Here is a 15,823-nt window from a genome sequence, read left to right as displayed (position 1 = left end):
CGTTCAGGCGGTCGCGTGATTGACGAGGAAAACCGGATGCCCCGTTTCCGCATCACGCTTCAGCGCCGCACCATCGCCAGCCGGATCAGCGCGCGTTCCATCACCGCCATGGCCGGCGCCCGGCTGGTGGAGCGCAGCGTGAGGTCAGTCTCGACCAGCAGCGCCAGCGCGGTTTCCAGATTGCGCAGGCCAAGGCTTTGCGCCTGTTGCAGCATCCGGTCGCGGCGCGGGCCGAAGATCGGTGGGCGCATCCGCGCGATGCCCGCCGCCGGGCCGCCGGGGTCGGCCGCCGCCATGTGCAAGCTGCGGAAATGGCGCAGCGCGCCGATGCACAGCGTCACCGGCAGCACGCCCTGCCCCTGCAGCCGCCGCATCAGCGGGCCGATTGCCGCGCTGTTGCCGTCGGCCACGGCGTGCAGAACGTCGTCGACCTCGGCCTCGATCGACGCCGGGGCGCAGGCGGCCACGTCTTCCGAGGTCAGCGGCGTGGCGTCACCGAACTTGTAGAGCGCAATCTTTTCAAGGGTCTGGCGAAAATCGCCGGGGTCAAGATCGCGCGCAAGGGCGGTCAGGTCGGCCATCGCGGGGCGTTCGATATGGGCAAGGCCCGCCCTCGCCAGCGATGATTCGATTTCCTCGCGGCTGGGCGGCTCGTCGTAAAGCACGGCGGCGAAGGCGTTGGGGTGACCCTCGAACGCCTTGCGCAGCGCCGACTTGGCGGTGAGGTTGCCGGCCGTCACCAGAATGGTCGCATCGCCCTTGCGCCAGTCTTTCAGCGCCAGATCGACGAGGGGGGCCAGCGTGTCGGTCGCATCCTCCAGAAACGCGACGCGCGGGCCGGGGAAGAAGCCCTGTTCGCGGATCGCATCCAGCAGCAGCGCGCCGTCGCGGCGCAGATCGCCCGCCGCGATGCGGGTCAGGCGCATTTCGGCGGGGCCTTCGGGGCCGATCAGCGCCGCGATCACCTCTTGCCGGCGCAACGCCACGCGCATCGCGTCCTGCCCGCAGATCAGGAGGCCCGCCCGCGCCGGATCGGGCTTGGCGAAGTAGCGCCCGGCCTCGACCCCCTTCAGGATCATCCGGCAGCCCAGGTGGCAGAGGTGGCAAGCAGCCGCGACACGATCTGGTCGGCCAGGATGCGCATCAGGCGGGTCGCGGCGTCTTCCTCGGCGGCAAGGCCCGCCACGGTGGAGCCGGTAGCGGAGTATGAGGTGAAGCTGTCCACCCGCCCGCCCGCCAGCCGCTTGCCGGTGGCGTTTTCGGTCAGCACCCAGTCCACCGAGCCGGTGAGGTTGTAGCGGATGGTGGCGTTTTCCGGCGTGATGCCGACGCCGATGGCATCGGTTTCTATGCGGTAGGTCAGCGCAAAGCGCGGCGCCTGCGGACGGCCCAGCCGCTCTTCCAGCCGGTCGACCAGATCGAAGGCGTTGCGGTCGGTGGGGTCGGCGGCGCGGATGGCACCCTGCAACCCCGCCGCCGGGCCACTCGGCGCGTAGGCCGGGGTGAAGCCGCAACCGCCAAGGGCGGCCAGCATCACCAGCAGGGTGCGGCGGTCAGGCGACGACATTGACGATGCGCCCCGGAACCACGATCAGCTTTTTCGGCGCGGCCCCGCCAAGGAAGCGGATCACGTCGGCATCCGCCAGCACCAGCCGTTCGACCTCGGCTGCGGGCATGTCTTTCGGCACGGTGATCTCGGCCCGGCGCTTGCCGTTGATCTGGATCGGCAGGGTCACGCTGTCTTCCACCAGCAGGGCAGGGTCGGCCACCGGCCATGCAGCTTGCGCCACCAGCCCCGCGCCGCCCAGCATCGCCCAGACATCCTCGGCCAGATGCGGCACCATGGGCTGCATCAGCACCGCCATGGTCTGCATTGCCTGCCGTTTCGCCTGCGCCCCCGCCGTGCTGCGCGACAGGGTGTTGGTGAATTCGTAAAGCTTGGCGACCGCCTTGTTGAAGGCGAAGCCCTCGATGCCCTGCGTCACCTCGGCGATGGCTCGGGCGGTGGCGCGGGCAAGGGCGGCATCCTCGGCGGTGGCGGGGGTGTCGGCGCGGCTGATCTCGTCGGCCAGCCGCCAGACCCGGCCGAGATGGCGGAACGCCGCCTCGGCACCGCTGGCCGTCCATTCGACATCGCGTTCGGGCGGGCTGTCGGACATCACGAACCAGCGTGCGGTATCGGCGCCGAAGGCCTGGATGATGCTGACCGGATCGACCACGTTCTTCTTGGATTTCGACATTTTAATCGAAGGGCCGACTACAACTATATCTTCGCTCGCATGATCAGCTTCGGAACTATCGCGAGATAAGACCTTTCCTTCGCTGTCCCTAAGCACCATCGATACAGATTGGCCGGAGATTCGAACCCTCCCTACCTCTGCTTTTAGCCTGTACTTGCGGCGCCCATCTTCATCGGCAGAAGCTTCTACCTCATCCGGATTCAGCCATTTGACGCGGCCTGAAACCTTGTCGACGATGGAGTATGTCTCGTGCGTCACCATGCCCTGGGTGAACAGGGCGTTGAAGGGCTCGATCGCCTTCAGCGGCAGATGGCCGGTCTTGTACATCGCCCGGGCGAAGAAGCGGGAATAGAGCAGGTGCAGGATCGCGTGCTCGATGCCGCCGATGTATTGGTCGACGTTCATCCAGTAGTCGGCGTCCGCGGCATCGGTCGGCGTCGGGGCGTGGGGCGCGGTGAAGCGGGCGTAATACCAGGACGAATCGACGAAGGTGTCCATCGTGTCGGTTTCCCGCCGCGCCGCCGCCCCGCACTTGGGGCAGGTGCAGTCGCGCCAGGTCGGGTGGCGGTCCAGCGGGTTGCCGGGCACGTCGAAGGTCACGTCGTCGGGCAGGCGCACCGGCAGGTTTGCCTTCGCCTCCGGCACCACGCCGCAGGCCGGGCAGTGGATCACCGGAATCGGGCAGCCCCAGTAGCGCTGGCGCGAGATGCCCCAGTCGCGCAGCCGGTAGTTGGTGACGCCGCGGCCATAGCCCTTGGCCTCGGCATGGGCGATCGCGGCGGCCACGGCCTCTTCGCCGGTCTGCACCGGCGCCCCGGCAAAGCCGCGCAGGTAGCGCACGCGCTCCGATTTCATCGGGACGTAGGCTTCGGCCAGCACGGATTCCTCCGCCCCTTCGGCGCAGAACACCGGCGGGATCGGCAAGGCGTATTTGCTGGCGAAATCGAAGTCGCGCTGGTCATGCGCCGGGCAGCCGAAGATCGCGCCGGTGCCGTAATCCATCAGGATGAAGTTGGCGATCCAGACCGGCAACTCCCGTGCCGGATCAAGCGGATGCTTCACGCGGATGCCGGTGTCATAGCCGATCTTCTCGGCGGTCTCGATCTCCTCGGCCGAGGTGCCGCCAGAGCGGCATTTCGCCACGAAGGCCGCCACCTCCGGTTCGGATTCCAGCGCCCTTGCCAGCGGGTGATCGGCGGAAATCGCGGCGAAGCTGGCGCCCAGCAGGGTGTCGGGGCGGGTGGTATAGACCTCCAGCGTCTCGAACCCTTCAGGCGCGCCCACGGTCTCGAACGCGAATTGCAGCCCGCGCGACTTGCCGATCCAGTTGGCCTGCATCAGCCGCACCTTCTCGGGCCAGTCTTTCAGGCCATCCAGCGCGTTCAGCAGCTCCTCGGAATAATCCGAGATGCGGAAGAACCATTGCGTCAGCTCGCGCCGTTCCACCACCGCGTTCGAGCGCCAGCCGCGCCCGTCGATCACCTGTTCGTTGGCCAGCACCGTCATGTCGACCGGATCCCAGTTCACCACGGCATTCTTGCGGTAGACCAGCCCGGCCGCCATCATGTCGATGAACATCGCCTGCTGCTGGCCGTAGTATTCCGGGTCGCAGGTGGCAAACTCGCGGCTCCAGTCGATGGAAAGGCCCAGCGGCTTCATCTGCGCACGCATGTCGGCGATATTGCCGTAGGTCCAGTCTTTCGGGTGGCCGCCGCGTTCCATCGCGGCATTCTCGGCGGGCATCCCGAAGGCGTCCCAACCCATCGGGTGCAGCACGCTGTAGCCGCTGGCCGCCTTCTGCCGCGCCACCACGTCGCCCATGGTATAGTTGCGCACATGCCCCATGTGGATGCGCCCCGAGGGGTAGGGGAACATTTCCAGCACGTAGTATTTCGGCTTCAGCGGGTCGCGCTTCGCGGTGAACACCCCCGCCGCATCCCAGGCGGCCTGCCATGCGGCTTCGGTGACGGCGGGATCATAGCGGGACATTGCGGCCTCATGTTCATGCGATACCGGGCCGGATTACACCGAGCCGCAGCCCAAGGTCCAGCCCGGCGCCGTTTCATCTTGGCCAAAATATCCCGGGGTCCGGGGCAGAGCCCCGGCGCCGGCCGTCAGAGCTTGCTGTCGCGGATGCGCAACTGGCGCGCACGGGTCAGAATGGCGTCTTCCACCGCGCGCGAGGTTTCGGGCGACACGGCCCCGCCGCCGCGCGACACCAGGCTGACCTTCAGCGAGCGCGCGTCAAGCGCCGGATCCTGCACATAGACCGTGGCGCGGTAGGAACCGCCGCCGCCGGGGGGCGTGCCGAAGCCGGTGACGATCACCCCGGTGAACGGGTCCACCGATTCAATCGGCAGGAAGTTCAGCACGTCGAGCGAGGCGTTCCAGAGATACTTGTTCACCTCGACCGTGGTGTTGGGGTCGGCCGAGTTCGAGAACAGGTCCCAGACGGTGGAGCGTCTGTTGCCGTTGTCTTCCAGCCTTGCGACCGCGGCGCGCTGGGCCTCGGCGGCCTGGCGGCTTTGCACCTGCGCCTCGGACGGCAGGCCCACGCTCTGGCGGCGGCCGAACAGGCCGCTGTCGCCGATGGCAAAACCGCCGCCGCAGGCCGAAAGCGTCAACACAAGGCCACCTGTCAGGGCGGCGCGCGCGAGGCGGTTCAAGGTCATCAGGTCCCCCGTTTCTCGTAATCCGTTGTCTAGCGGAGCCTTATGGGCCGAACAAGGCTTTTCCGTCCGCAGCCTTTTGCGGCCCGGCGGGGAAGCGGCCGGGGCCCGCTCCGGTGCCGGTTCCGGCGGCAAACCGGGTGGCGCCGCGACTGTGGCATTGCTGCACCATCGGTTACGTCTTTCCGGCGCCCTGCCTCGTGTCGATTGCATTCGAGGCCCCAAGGATGGAAACAGAGGCATACCCAATTCGGATTCCCCTGAATTGGGCAGCACCTTTGATACAACGAGGGAAAACGATGAAAAAGATTCTTCTTGCTACCACGGCCATGGTCGCCTTTGCTGGCGCCGCCTCGGCTGAAGTTGCTCTGTCGGGCTATGCCGAAATCGGGATCTTCGGCGGCTCCGAAATCGAAACCCAGTTCTGGAATGACATCGACGTCAAGTTCACCCTGTCCGGCGAAACCGACAGCGGCCTGACCTTCGGCGCGACGATCGACCTCGACGAACTGAACGGCGACTCGATCGACGCAACCGGCGGCGGCGAAGCCCGCATCCTGTCGGGCGAGAACGACTCGTCGGTGTTCGTGTCGGGTGCGTTCGGCAAGGTCACCCTCGGCGACACCGACGGTGCCTTCGACTGGGCCATGATCGAAATGTCGACCCTGACCACGCTGGCCGACGACCACACCACCCACGTCGGCTTCAACACCAACAGCGGCTTCAACACCAACAGCGGCTTCAACACCAACAGCGGCCTCGACGGCATCTATGACGGTCAGGTTGCCCGTTACGAATATGCCTTCGGCGACTTCGCGGTTGCCGTCTCGGCAGAACTTGACGACACCGATACCCCTGCTTCGGGCGACGCTGCCATGGGCCTCGGCCTTGCATGGTCCGGCGATCTGGGCGGCTCCGCTGTGAAAGCCGGCTTCGGTTACCAGTCCAACGGCGACTTCGACGTGGTCGGTGTCAGCGCCATGGCGACGATGGCGCAAGGCTTCCGTGCGGGTGCGACCTACGCGCAGTTCGACGGCCCGCTCGCCGGCGACGACGGCGATCACATGGGCGTGATGCTCGGCTACGCCACCGGCGCTCTGTCGATGGAAGTCAACTACGGCAAGTTCACCCCGGATGTCGGCGCTGACCAGGATGGCTTCGGTCTGGCTGTGAACTACGATCTGGGCGGCGGCGCGGTTGTCATGGCGGGCTTCGGCTCCGACGTGGACGCTGACACTGCTGGCGACCAGAACCAGTTCTCGGTCGGTCTCGGCCTGTCGTTCTGATCTGAACGCAAGTTCTGTGGAGAGAGCGGGCATTTGCCCGCTCTTTTCATTTCCGCCTGCCCGCCGCCGGTTGAAAGAGACGCGCGCCCCATGCTAGGCCGCGCCGAAGGTCCGCCCCGCTGCGGCAGGAACAGCCCGCCCCGCTGCGGCAAGAACAGCCCGCCGCGGCTGCGGCAAGAAAAGAAGGTGCCGCCCATGCTTCCGCTCAGCCCGCAGCAGATCACCCGGCTTTATCAGGATGCCCTGGCGCAGCAGGGCAAGGGGCAGGTGGCAGAGGCGGCGGAAACCTACCGCCGGATCCTGACGGTCAAGCCCGACATTGCCGAAGTGCATTTCCAGCTTGGCCGCATTGCGCTGACCGGGCGCGACGGGCCGGGCGCCGCCGCGCATTTCGAACGCGCGGCCGGCCTGAAACCGGCCGAGGCCGCGATCTGGCAGGGCTGGGCCGAGGCCGCGGCACTGGCCGCCGACCCCGCGCTGACCCGGCATCTGCTGGCCCGCGCCAAGGCGCTGAAACTGCCGCCGAAACTGCTGATCGCCCTGCAGGACCGGCTGACCGGCACGCCCGCCCGCAAGGCCCCCGGCATCGGCCGCGCCGCCCCGGCCGAGGTGAAGGCGCTGCTCGATCTGTTCAACGCAGGCAGGATGGCCGAGGCGGAAGCCCGCGCCGCCGCGATACTGACCCGCGCGCCCGATGCCGCATTGGTGGCCGACGTGCTGGGCAATGCCCGGATGAACCTCGGCAAGCCCGAATCGGCGGCAGAGGCGTTCGGCATCGCCACCCGGCTCGCGCCCGACTGGGCCGAGGCGCAGAACAACCTCGGCCATGCGCTGCTGGCGCTGGGGCGGCTGGATGCGGCGCAGACGGCGCTGGAACGCAGCGTCGCGCTGTCGCCCAAACTGGCGCTGGCGCACAGGAACCTGGGCAAGCTGTGGCTCGACAAGGGCGACAAGATCGCCGCCGTCGCCGCCCTGAAACGCGCGGTCGAGGCTGACCCCAAGCTTGCCGAGGCGCAGGTGATGCTGGGGCGGCAACTGCTGGCCGCGCGCAGCTATGCCTCGGCCGAATCCGCGCTGCGGGCGGCGCTGGACGTTGACCCCCGGCGGCCGGAAACCCTGCTGCTGCTGGGCCAGCTGATGGCGGCGCAGGGCGAGGAAGACGCGGCGCTGGACTGGTACGACCGCGGCTTGGCGCTGGCGCCCGACCATCTGCAACTCCTGGTGCGCAAGGCGCTGCTGTTGCAGGGGCAGGGCAAGTTCGATGCCGCCGAGGCGCTGTTTCGCCACGCCATAACGGTCGATCCCGATGCGGGCGACGTGTACCGGCTGTTCCTGACCGCCAAGAAGATCGGGCTCGACGACCCGATGGTGGCAGAGATGGAAACGCGGATCGACGCCCCCGGCCTGTCGGACGAGGCGCGGATGGGCTTCGGTTTCGCCCTGTCGAAGGTGATGGAGGACAACAAGCGCCACGACCGGGTGATGCCCTACCTGCACACCGCCAACGCGCTGATGCGCAAGGCACATCCGTTCGACATCGCCACCCTGCGGCGCGAGATCGAGGGCATCATGCGGGCTTTCGACGGCTTCACCCTGCCAGAGCCGCTGCCGGGGGCGACGGATTATGCGCCGATCTTTGTCACCGGGATGCCGCGGTCCGGCACCACGCTGGTCGAACAGATCATCGCCAGCCACAGCCGCGTCACCGGCGCGGGCGAGATCGGCGTGGGTGCGCGCGAGGCGTTCAGGACGCTGTGCGGCGACGGGCGCGGCAATTTCACCCCGATCGGGCAGGTTCCCGCCGCCGAGATCGTCGATCTGGGCCACCGCTACGAGGCCGCGCTGCGCACCCGATTCCCGCAGGCGATCCAGATCAGCGACAAGTCGATCCAGACCTATGCCTTCATGGGGGTGCTTGCGCAGGCATTGCCCGCCGCGCGCTTTGTGGTGGTGCGCCGCGACCCGCGCGACACGCTGCTGTCGATCTACAAGAACGTGTTTCTGGAAGGCACCCACCTTTACGCCTACAACCTGCGCGATCTGGGCCTTTATTACCGGCTGTTCGTGGAACTGATCGACTTCTGGCGCGCCCGGATGCCGGGGCGTTTCTACGAGGTGCGGTACGAGGCGCTGGTGGCGGAACCCGAAGCGCAGTCGCGCGCGCTGATCGCGGCTTGCGGAATGGAGTGGGAGGAAAGCTGCCTGAACTTCCACCAGAACACCCGCCGGGTCGAAACGCTGAGCGTCTTTCAGGTGCGCCAGCCGATCTATGCCAGTTCGATGAAATCGTGGCAAAGGTATCCGGGCGAGCTTGACGAGCTTTACGAGGCACTGGGAATCGGGCCTGACGATGTCGCTTGAGTCTATCCAGTCCCGCATCGCCGCCGCCGAGGCTGCTGCCGGCCGTGCGCCGGGGACGGTGCAGCTGATCGCCGTCTCGAAAGTGCAGCCGCTGGAGCGGGTGGAGGCGGTCCTGGAGGCCGGGCATCGGCTGTTCGGCGAGAACTATGTGCAGGAGGCTGCGGCGAAATGGCCCGATCTGCGGGCACGGTTCGGGCCGGTTGCAGTCCACATGATCGGGCCGTTGCAGACCAACAAGGCCAAGGCGGCGCTGGACCTGTTCGACGCGATCCACACACTGGACCGGCGGTCGCTGGCCGAAAGGCTGGCGCGGCTGGCGCAGGATCGCGGCACCTGCCCCGCGCTGTTCGTGCAGGTCAACACCGGGGCCGAGCCGCAGAAGGCGGGCGTGCTGCCCGACGATGCCGATGGCTTCATCGCCACCTGCCGCGCGCTCGACCTGCCGCTGGCCGGGCTGATGTGCATCCCGCCCGAGGGGGAAGACAGCAGCCCGCATTTCGCGGCACTTGCCGGACTGGCGGCGCGCAACGGGCTGGCGGGCCTGTCGATGGGCATGAGCAGCGACTTCGAGGCGGCGATTGCCGCCGGGGCGACGCATGTCCGCGTTGGCAGCGCGATCTTTGGTGCCCGCAACTACGGCTAGACTCAGGTCAGCCACAGCCTTGCGTGCGGCGGCAGCACGATCCGCCCGCCATGCGGCGTCACCGGCAGGTCGGACAGGGCGTCGTGCATCAGGCTTGCACCCTGCGCGCGGGCCCAGGTCTCGGGCACGCTTTGCCAGTCTTCGGTGAAGTTGAACAGGCACAGCACCGTGCCGGTGGGCGCCGGGCGGGTGAAGGCGAAAAGGCCCGGGTTGGCGGTATCGGCAATCACCGTCGGCACCGCGCCATGCAGCGCCGGGGTCGCCCTGCGCCGGGCGAGGATGTGTTTCGTGCCGTGGAAGATGCGCGCGGCCGGGCTGTCCTCGACCGCATTGCGTGCCTCGGCCACCGCCCAATCCATCCGGGGGCGGTGAATCCATCGGCTGTCGTCCGCGTGGTCGGGCCGGTCGCGGTAGCCCGGATCATTCAGCGTGGCCAGTTCGTCGCCCATGTAGATCAGGGGGATGCCCCCGAAGGCGGCGATCAGCGCGTGGCCCAGCATGATCCGGTGCAGCGCGGTCGCGACCGCAATGGCATCGCCCGCCGCCGCCTCCAGCCCCGCCAGCGAGGCGAGGCTGCCCGAGATGCGCTGGTCGCCGGTCGCCGGGTTGGACTGAAACGGCACGCCCCGGGCAAAGCTGCCGGGAAAGCGGCCCTCGTAGAACGCCGACAGGAACGCCCGGTGCGCCGGGCCGGACAGGCCGACCGCGGCCGCATCCTCGTCGGTCACCGCCCAGCCGATGTCGTCATGGCAGCGGATGTAGGTGGCATAGGTCGCGTTGTTCAGGCGTTGTGGAAAATGGCTGGCAAGCACATGGGTCATCAGCAGGGTGTCGCGGGTGGCGAGTGCCGACCAGAACTGCACCATCAGGCTGTTGTGGTAGGCAAGGTTGCCCTCGCGCCCGTCATGCCGCCCGCGCCCGAGGTAGGGCAGCATTTCGGCCGGCGCGACGATGGCTTCCTCCAGGTGGATCACCGAGGGGGCCGCGATGCGCGAACAGGCGCGCAGGGCCTGCAGGATAATGTGAACCTCCGGCTCCGACTGGCAGCGGGTGCCGAGGCGTTTCCACAGGAAGGCCACCGCATCCAGCCGCAGCACGTCGACGCCCTTGTTCGCCAGATGCAGCATGATGCCGACGATTTCCAGAAACACCTGCGGGTTGGCCCAGTTCAGATCCCACTGGTGCTCGTTGAAGGTGGTCCAGACCCATTTGCCCATTTCCGGGTAGTGGGTGAAGCTGCCCGGCGCATTGGCGGGGAACACCTCGACCAGCGTTTTCTCGTATTGCTTCGGCAGGGTGTCGTCGTCGAACATCAGGTAGTGGTCCTGATACTTCGGGTTGCCCTTCGCCGCCTTCTTCGCCCAGCCATGTTCCTTGGCGGTGTGGTTCAGCACCAGATCGACGCACAGGCTGATGCCGCGTTCGCGCAGGGCGGCGGCCACGGTCTCGAAATCGGCCATGGTGCCGAAGGCGGGGTTGATGGTGCGGTAGTCCATCACCGAATAGCCGCCGTCGCTGTCGCCGGGGCGGGGTTTCAGGCAGGGCATCAGGTGGACCAGCGTGACCCCGAGGTCTTCGAGGTAATCGAGCCTGTCCAGCACGCCCTGAAGGGTGCCGTTGAAACGGTCGATGTAGAAGACATAGCCCGCCATGCCGGGGCGCAGGAACCAGTCGGGCTCCAGATCGCGCTTCAGGTCCAGATGGCGCAGGTCGGCGGGTCGCGCATCCCACCCGTCGCGCAGCGCCTTCAGCAGCGCCTTGCGGAAGGCCGGGTAGTCGGCCCGCGTGCCGTAAAGTTCGTCGAGCATCGGCCACAGGTCGGGCGCGCTGCGGGCCAGCCGCAGGTCAAAAATCTCGTCCCCGGGGCGGGTGGCTGGGCGTGGCATGGCAGTCTCCGTATTTGCCGCAGGATAGAAGGCCCAAAGCGGTTTGGGAAGCCACTTCAGCCGATGATCAGCCGGGTTTCCGGCCGGATGCGCCGGGCGATCCACAACAGGTCGGCCCGCGCGAAGGCGACGCATCCCGCCGTGGGGTGGCGAGGCTTGCGCCATGTGTGGACAAAAATTGCCGAGCCATGGCCGGGCGTGGCCTCGGGCCAGTTCCAGTCGGTGATCAGGATCAGGTCGTAAAGCGGGTCGGCGCGGCGCAGGCGTTCATGGCCGAAGGGGTGCGGGCGGCGGACCATCAGGTTGTAATCCGGGTCCGCCGGGTCGTCCGACCACAGGTCGCCCGGCCCGACCGGCAGCGCCCAGCCCGGCAGGGTGGCGGCGGCCAGCCGGTCGGGGCGGTAGAGCATCCCGACAATCCGGTGCGTGCCTGCGGGCGTCACCCCGTCGCCCTCGCGCTTGGGCAGGCGGATGCCGCCCCGCCCGATGCTGCACGCGAAGCGGCGGCCCATGAAGCGCGCGCCCCAGCGGGTCACCACGATGTCGGCGCGGGTCATGGCAGATGCCCCGACTTGGCGGCCTTGGTGGCAAGGTAGCCCGCGTTCTGCGCCGTCTGCCCGACATGCAGCGGCACCCGTTCGGTGACGGTGATGCCGTTGGCCTGCATCATCGCGATCTTGCGCGGGTTGTTGGTCAGCAGACGCACCGCGCCGAACCCCATGCGGCGCAGGATCGCGGCACCAAGGCGGAAGTCGCGCTCGTCATCCTCGAACCCCAGCCGGTGGTTGGCCTGCACGGTGTCAAACCCCTGATCCTGCAAAGAATAGGCGCGCAGCTTGTTGGCCAGCCCGATCCCGCGCCCCTCCTGATTGAGGTAAAGCAGCACGCCCGCGCCTTCGGCCCCCATCTGCGCCAGCGCCGCGCGCAATTGCGGGCCGCAGTCGCATTTCAGGCTGCCCAGCACGTCGCCGGTAAAGCAGGCCGAATGCAGCCGGGCGAGCACGGGCCTTGCGCGGTCGGGGCGGCCGATCTCGATGGCGTAATGCTCCTCGCCGCCATCCTCGGGGCGGAAGACATGCACCCGCCCGGCGGTCGAGGCCGCCATCGGCAGGCGCGCCGACACCACCTGATGCAGCGGCGAGGCGCGCAGCAATTCGGGCGCGGCCTCGGCCAGCGCGATCAGCGTCAGGTTCTGCGCCAGCGCCAGCCCCGGCCCGTCGGCCACCGGAAGGACCAGTGCGGCGGGCAGCAGATGCGCCGATTTCGCCAGCAGGATCGCGGCGCGGTGCAGGTCGGCTGCCCCGTCGCGCAAGGAACGCAGCGGCCCCTTCATCGGCACCGCCAGATCGTCGGCCGGGTCGGCCAGCGCCTGCAGCCAGTCGAGACCGGCATCCTTCGGCACCGCGATTCGCGCCAGATCGCCGTCATAGGCCCGCGCCTTCAGCGTTTCGGCCCGCCGTGCCGTCAGCGCCAGTTCCGGCGCGCCAAGGCGGCGCAGGTCGGCCAGACGCGGGGCCGACAGCGATTCGACCGCCACCACCAGCGCAGCCGCCCCGGCATCGGTCAGCACCACCGGCACCCCCATGCGCAGATCGCCCCGCGCGCGGGTCAGGCGTTCGACGATGCTGGGGGCAAGGGTCATGCGGCGTCCTTTCCGCCCATCCATATTCCGTGCTGAAGCAAATTGAAACATATCCCCCCGATACGACACGTCCGCGTGAGGAAACTGTCGCAAGTCTTGCCGGATCGGTGAACAGCGCGCATCTGGATTGGTATCAACGGAGGCAAACCAATGGCATCGCTTCGGAAAATCCTGCTGGTGGACGATGACGACGATCTGCGCGAGGCGCTGAGCGAACAGTTGGTGATGACCGAGGACTTCGACGTGTTCGAGGCCGCCACCGGCGCCGAGGGCATGGAGAAGGCGAAGGCCGCGCTTTATGATCTGGTGATCCTGGATGTCGGCCTGCCGGACACCGACGGGCGCGAGTTGTGCCGCCGGATGCGCAAGGTCGGGGTCAAGTGCCCGATACTGATGCTGACCGGGCATGATTCGGATGCCGACACCATTCTGGGGCTGGATGCGGGCGCCAACGACTACGTGACCAAGCCGTTCAAGTTCCCGGTGCTGCTGGCGCGGATCAGGGCGCAGTTGCGCACCCATGAACAATCGGAAGACGCGGTGTTCCAGCTTGGACCCTACACCTTCAAGCCGGCCCAGAAAATGCTGATCGACGAGAAGGAAAAGAAGATCCGCCTGACGGAAAAGGAAACCAACATCCTGAAGTTTCTTTACCGTGCCTCGCAAGGGGTGGTGGCGCGCGACGTGCTGCTCCACGAGGTCTGGGGCTACAACGCCGGGGTCACCACGCACACGCTGGAAACCCACATCTACCGCCTGCGCCAGAAGATCGAGCCCGATCCGTCGAACGCCCGGCTGCTGGTCACCGAAAGCGGCGGCTACCGGTTGGTAGCCTAAGGTCCAGGTGTTGCCGGAATTAAAGGTATACTAAGGATCAAGGCTGAGCGTGGCACCAAGGGTTCCCCTTGCACTGTCGGGGTCATGACAGTGCCCTCCTCCCTGTTGGACCTGGCCGGGCCTTGTGCCCGGCCTTTTTTTCCGTATCTGGCGCTTTTCGCCGGTCGCCGCTCGTGGCTTTTCAACCACAGGTATATATGAATCATCGTTTCCTGATTCAGATCAGTTCCAATCCTGCCGATCTGGTGTTTTCCTAGCATCACCTCCCTGTTGGACCTGCCCGGCCATACTTGGCCGGGTTTTTTCTTGCCTGCGGCCTGGCACGGGTTGAGCGGCGGCGTCCGGCCCCCTAGGGTCGGCGCGACCGGCACGAGGACGCACCCCATGACCCTGACCATCGCCACCTGGAACATCAATTCCATTCGCCTGCGCGAGGGGCTGGTGCTGCGCCTGCTGGCCGAGGAAAGCCCCGACATCCTGTGCCTGCAGGAATGCAAATGCCCGCTCGACAAGATCCCGGTCGATCAGTTCACGGCGCTGGGCTACCGCTACATGGTGGCGCGCGGGCAGAAGGGTTACAACGGCGTCGCGATCCTGTCGAAGCGCCCGATCATGGATGCGGGCGAGCGCGACTTTGCCGAGCTCGGCCATGCCCGCCATGTTGCCGCAAGGCTGGAAAACGGCGTGACGATCCACAACTGCTATGTGCCGGCCGGCGGCGACATCCCCGACCGCGAACTGAATGCCAAGTTCGGCCAGAAGCTGGATTACCTGACCCAGATGCGCGACTGGTGCCGCTGGGAAAAGCCCGACCGCGCGATACTGGTGGGCGACCTGAACATCGCCCCGCGCGAGGATGATGTCTGGAGCCACAAGGCGCTGCTGAAGATCGTGTCGCACACGCCCATCGAGGTCGATCACCTGCACGCGGTGATGGAGGCCGGGGCCTGGGTCGACATCACCCGGCAGGACATTCCGCAGGGGCTGCTGTACAGCTGGTGGTCCTATCGCGCGGCCGACTGGGACAGCGCCGACAAGGGCCGCAGGCTCGACCACATCTGGGCCACGCCCGACATTGCGGGCGCCGCCCATTCCAGCCGCATCCTGCGCCCGGCGCGCGGCTGGGTGCAGCCGTCGGACCATGTGCCGGTGTTCTCGACCTTCGATCTGTGACGCCCGGCGGCGGGGGGCTGCCTCAGCGGCGGAGCCTCCGGCGGGGATATTTTTGCCAAGATGAATGACCGGGGGCGGCGCGTCATTGCCCCTTGGCCTTTGCGCGGCGGATGCGCATATAGGGGCGAAGTTTCAGCCTGAAAGGGAATGCGATGTTCGGATTTGGGGACAAGGCGGCGACGAAGGCCGCTGCGCCTGCGGGCGATCTGATCAAGGACGGCACCGAGGCCACCTTCATGATCGACGTGATCGACGCCAGCCGCGAAGTGCCGGTGATCGTCGATTTCTGGGCGCCGTGGTGCGGGCCGTGCAAGACGCTGGGGCCGGCGCTGGAAGCGGCCGTCAAGGCGGCGGGCGGCAAGGTGCGGATGGTCAAGATCGACGTCGACAAGGCGCAGGCGATTGCCGCGCAACTGCGCATCCAGTCGATTCCCACCGTCTATGCGTTCTTCAACGGCCAGCCGGTTGACGGCTTCCAGGGTGCGCTGCCGCCGTCGGAGGTGAAGAAGTTCGTCGACAAGATCGCGGCGCTGGCCGGGGACGGCGGGCTGGCCGAGGCGCTTGAAGTGGCCGAGGCGATGCTGGCCGAAGGCGCGGCGGTCGATGCCGCCGAGACCTTTGCCGCGATTCTGGGCGAAGACCCGGCGAATGCGGTGGCCTATGGCGGCTTGATCCGGGCGCATCTGGCGCTGGGCGACGTTGATCAGGCACAGGCCTTTGCCGACGCCGCACCTGCCGCGATCGCCAGGGCCAAGGAAATCGAAGCCGCGCGGGCCCAGATCGAACTGGCGCGGCAGGCCGCAAAGGCCGGCCCCGAGGCCGAGCTGCGCGCCGCCGTCGAGGCCGAGCCGGACAACCAGCAGGCCCGGTTCGACCTGGCGCTGGCGCTTCACGCCGCGGGCAAGGTCGAGGAGGCGGTGGACACCCTGCTTGAGCTGTTCCGCCGCGACCGCGAGTGGAACGACGGTGCGGCCCGGACCCAGCTTTTCACCATCTTCGAGGCGCTGAAGCCCCAGGACCCCATCGTGCTGAAAGGACGCCGCCGCTTGTCGTCGATGATATTTGCCTGATGCGTTCCGCACGCTA

The 15,823-nt window shown here is 67.4% G+C and carries 13 protein-coding genes; 6 read left to right on the top strand and 7 right to left on the bottom strand.

All coding sequences use genetic code 11. The features are described from left to right. Positions 1–59 precede the first annotated feature (59 nt). From RNZ50_20655 to RNZ50_20640, 4 genes are all read right to left on the bottom strand, one after another. On the bottom strand, positions 60–1,079 hold the full coding sequence (locus RNZ50_20655) for a DNA polymerase III subunit delta (GenBank protein MDT8857405.1): 1,020 nt from the start codon (positions 1,077–1,079) through the stop codon (positions 60–62). Further along, a complete protein-coding gene (gene lptE, locus RNZ50_20650; GenBank protein MDT8857404.1) occupies positions 1,076–1,567 on the bottom strand; it encodes an LPS assembly lipoprotein LptE in 492 nt (163 codons plus the stop codon). Before lptE ends, RNZ50_20655 begins: the two co-directional genes overlap by 4 nt. After that, the gene (gene leuS / locus RNZ50_20645; GenBank protein MDT8857403.1) at positions 1,554–4,229 is read right to left on the bottom strand and encodes a leucine--tRNA ligase; all 2,676 of its coding nucleotides are present in this window, start codon (positions 4,227–4,229) and stop codon (positions 1,554–1,556) included. Before leuS ends, lptE begins: the two co-directional genes overlap by 14 nt. Positions 4,230–4,354: 125 nt before the next feature. Further along, entirely contained in the window at positions 4,355–4,912 is a 558-nt protein-coding gene (locus RNZ50_20640; protein ID MDT8857402.1) for a DUF3576 domain-containing protein, read from the bottom strand. 296 nt (positions 4,913–5,208) lie between these two features. On the opposite strand from RNZ50_20640, the gene RNZ50_20635 reads away from it, so the two are divergent. From RNZ50_20635 to RNZ50_20625, 3 genes are all read left to right on the top strand, one after another. Further along, positions 5,209–6,195 (top strand): porin, encoded by a 987-nt coding sequence (locus tag RNZ50_20635; protein ID MDT8857401.1) that lies wholly within the window; start codon positions 5,209–5,211, stop codon positions 6,193–6,195. A gap of 195 nt (positions 6,196–6,390) precedes the next feature. Then, positions 6,391–8,556 carry a sulfotransferase gene (locus tag RNZ50_20630; protein ID MDT8857400.1) on the top strand — a complete coding sequence of 722 codons (2,166 nt, stop codon included), beginning with the start codon at positions 6,391–6,393 and terminating at the stop codon, positions 8,554–8,556. Beyond that, positions 8,546–9,199 carry a YggS family pyridoxal phosphate-dependent enzyme gene (locus RNZ50_20625; GenBank protein MDT8857399.1) on the top strand — a complete coding sequence of 218 codons (654 nt, stop codon included), beginning with the start codon at positions 8,546–8,548 and terminating at the stop codon, positions 9,197–9,199. Before RNZ50_20630 ends, RNZ50_20625 begins: the two co-directional genes overlap by 11 nt. A gap of 2 nt (positions 9,200–9,201) precedes the next feature. Here the strand turns inward: RNZ50_20625 and RNZ50_20620 are convergent, their stop codons facing one another. Genes RNZ50_20620 through ribA form a run of 3 tightly spaced genes read right to left on the bottom strand, consistent with a single transcriptional unit; the run spans position 9,202 to position 12,727 of the window. Then, on the bottom strand, positions 9,202–11,085 hold the full coding sequence (locus tag RNZ50_20620; GenBank protein MDT8857398.1) for an amylosucrase: 1,884 nt from the start codon (positions 11,083–11,085) through the stop codon (positions 9,202–9,204). Positions 11,086–11,141: 56 nt separating this feature from the next. Beyond that, positions 11,142–11,642, bottom strand: coding sequence for a L,D-transpeptidase family protein (locus RNZ50_20615; protein ID MDT8857397.1), 501 nt, complete (start codon positions 11,640–11,642; stop codon positions 11,142–11,144). Then, positions 11,639–12,727 carry a GTP cyclohydrolase II gene (gene ribA / locus RNZ50_20610; GenBank protein ID MDT8857396.1) on the bottom strand — a complete coding sequence of 363 codons (1,089 nt, stop codon included), beginning with the start codon at positions 12,725–12,727 and terminating at the stop codon, positions 11,639–11,641. Before ribA ends, RNZ50_20615 begins: the two co-directional genes overlap by 4 nt. A 150-nt stretch (positions 12,728–12,877) precedes the next feature. Between ribA and RNZ50_20605 the strand changes: the two genes are divergently transcribed. The 3 genes from RNZ50_20605 to RNZ50_20595 all read left to right on the top strand — a co-directional run bounded on the left by RNZ50_20605 (position 12,878) and on the right by RNZ50_20595 (position 15,807). Continuing rightward, positions 12,878–13,564: a response regulator transcription factor gene (locus RNZ50_20605; GenBank protein MDT8857395.1), complete on the top strand. Its 687-nt coding sequence runs from the start codon at positions 12,878–12,880 to the stop codon at positions 13,562–13,564. Positions 13,565–13,948: 384 nt separating this feature from the next. After that, positions 13,949–14,737, top strand: a complete 789-nt coding sequence (locus tag RNZ50_20600; protein MDT8857394.1) for an exodeoxyribonuclease III — start codon at positions 13,949–13,951, stop codon at positions 14,735–14,737. Between the two features lie 152 nt (positions 14,738–14,889). Continuing rightward, complete coding sequence (locus RNZ50_20595) at positions 14,890–15,807, top strand: co-chaperone YbbN (GenBank protein MDT8857393.1); 918 nt, start codon at positions 14,890–14,892, stop codon at positions 15,805–15,807. The last annotated feature ends 16 nt before the right edge of the window (positions 15,808–15,823 follow it).

It is taken from the genome of Paracoccaceae bacterium Fryx2, assembly GCA_032334235.1.
Classification (GTDB): domain Bacteria; phylum Pseudomonadota; class Alphaproteobacteria; order Rhodobacterales; family Rhodobacteraceae; genus JAVSGI01.
This window is presented reverse-complemented; position numbering and strand designations above follow the sequence as displayed.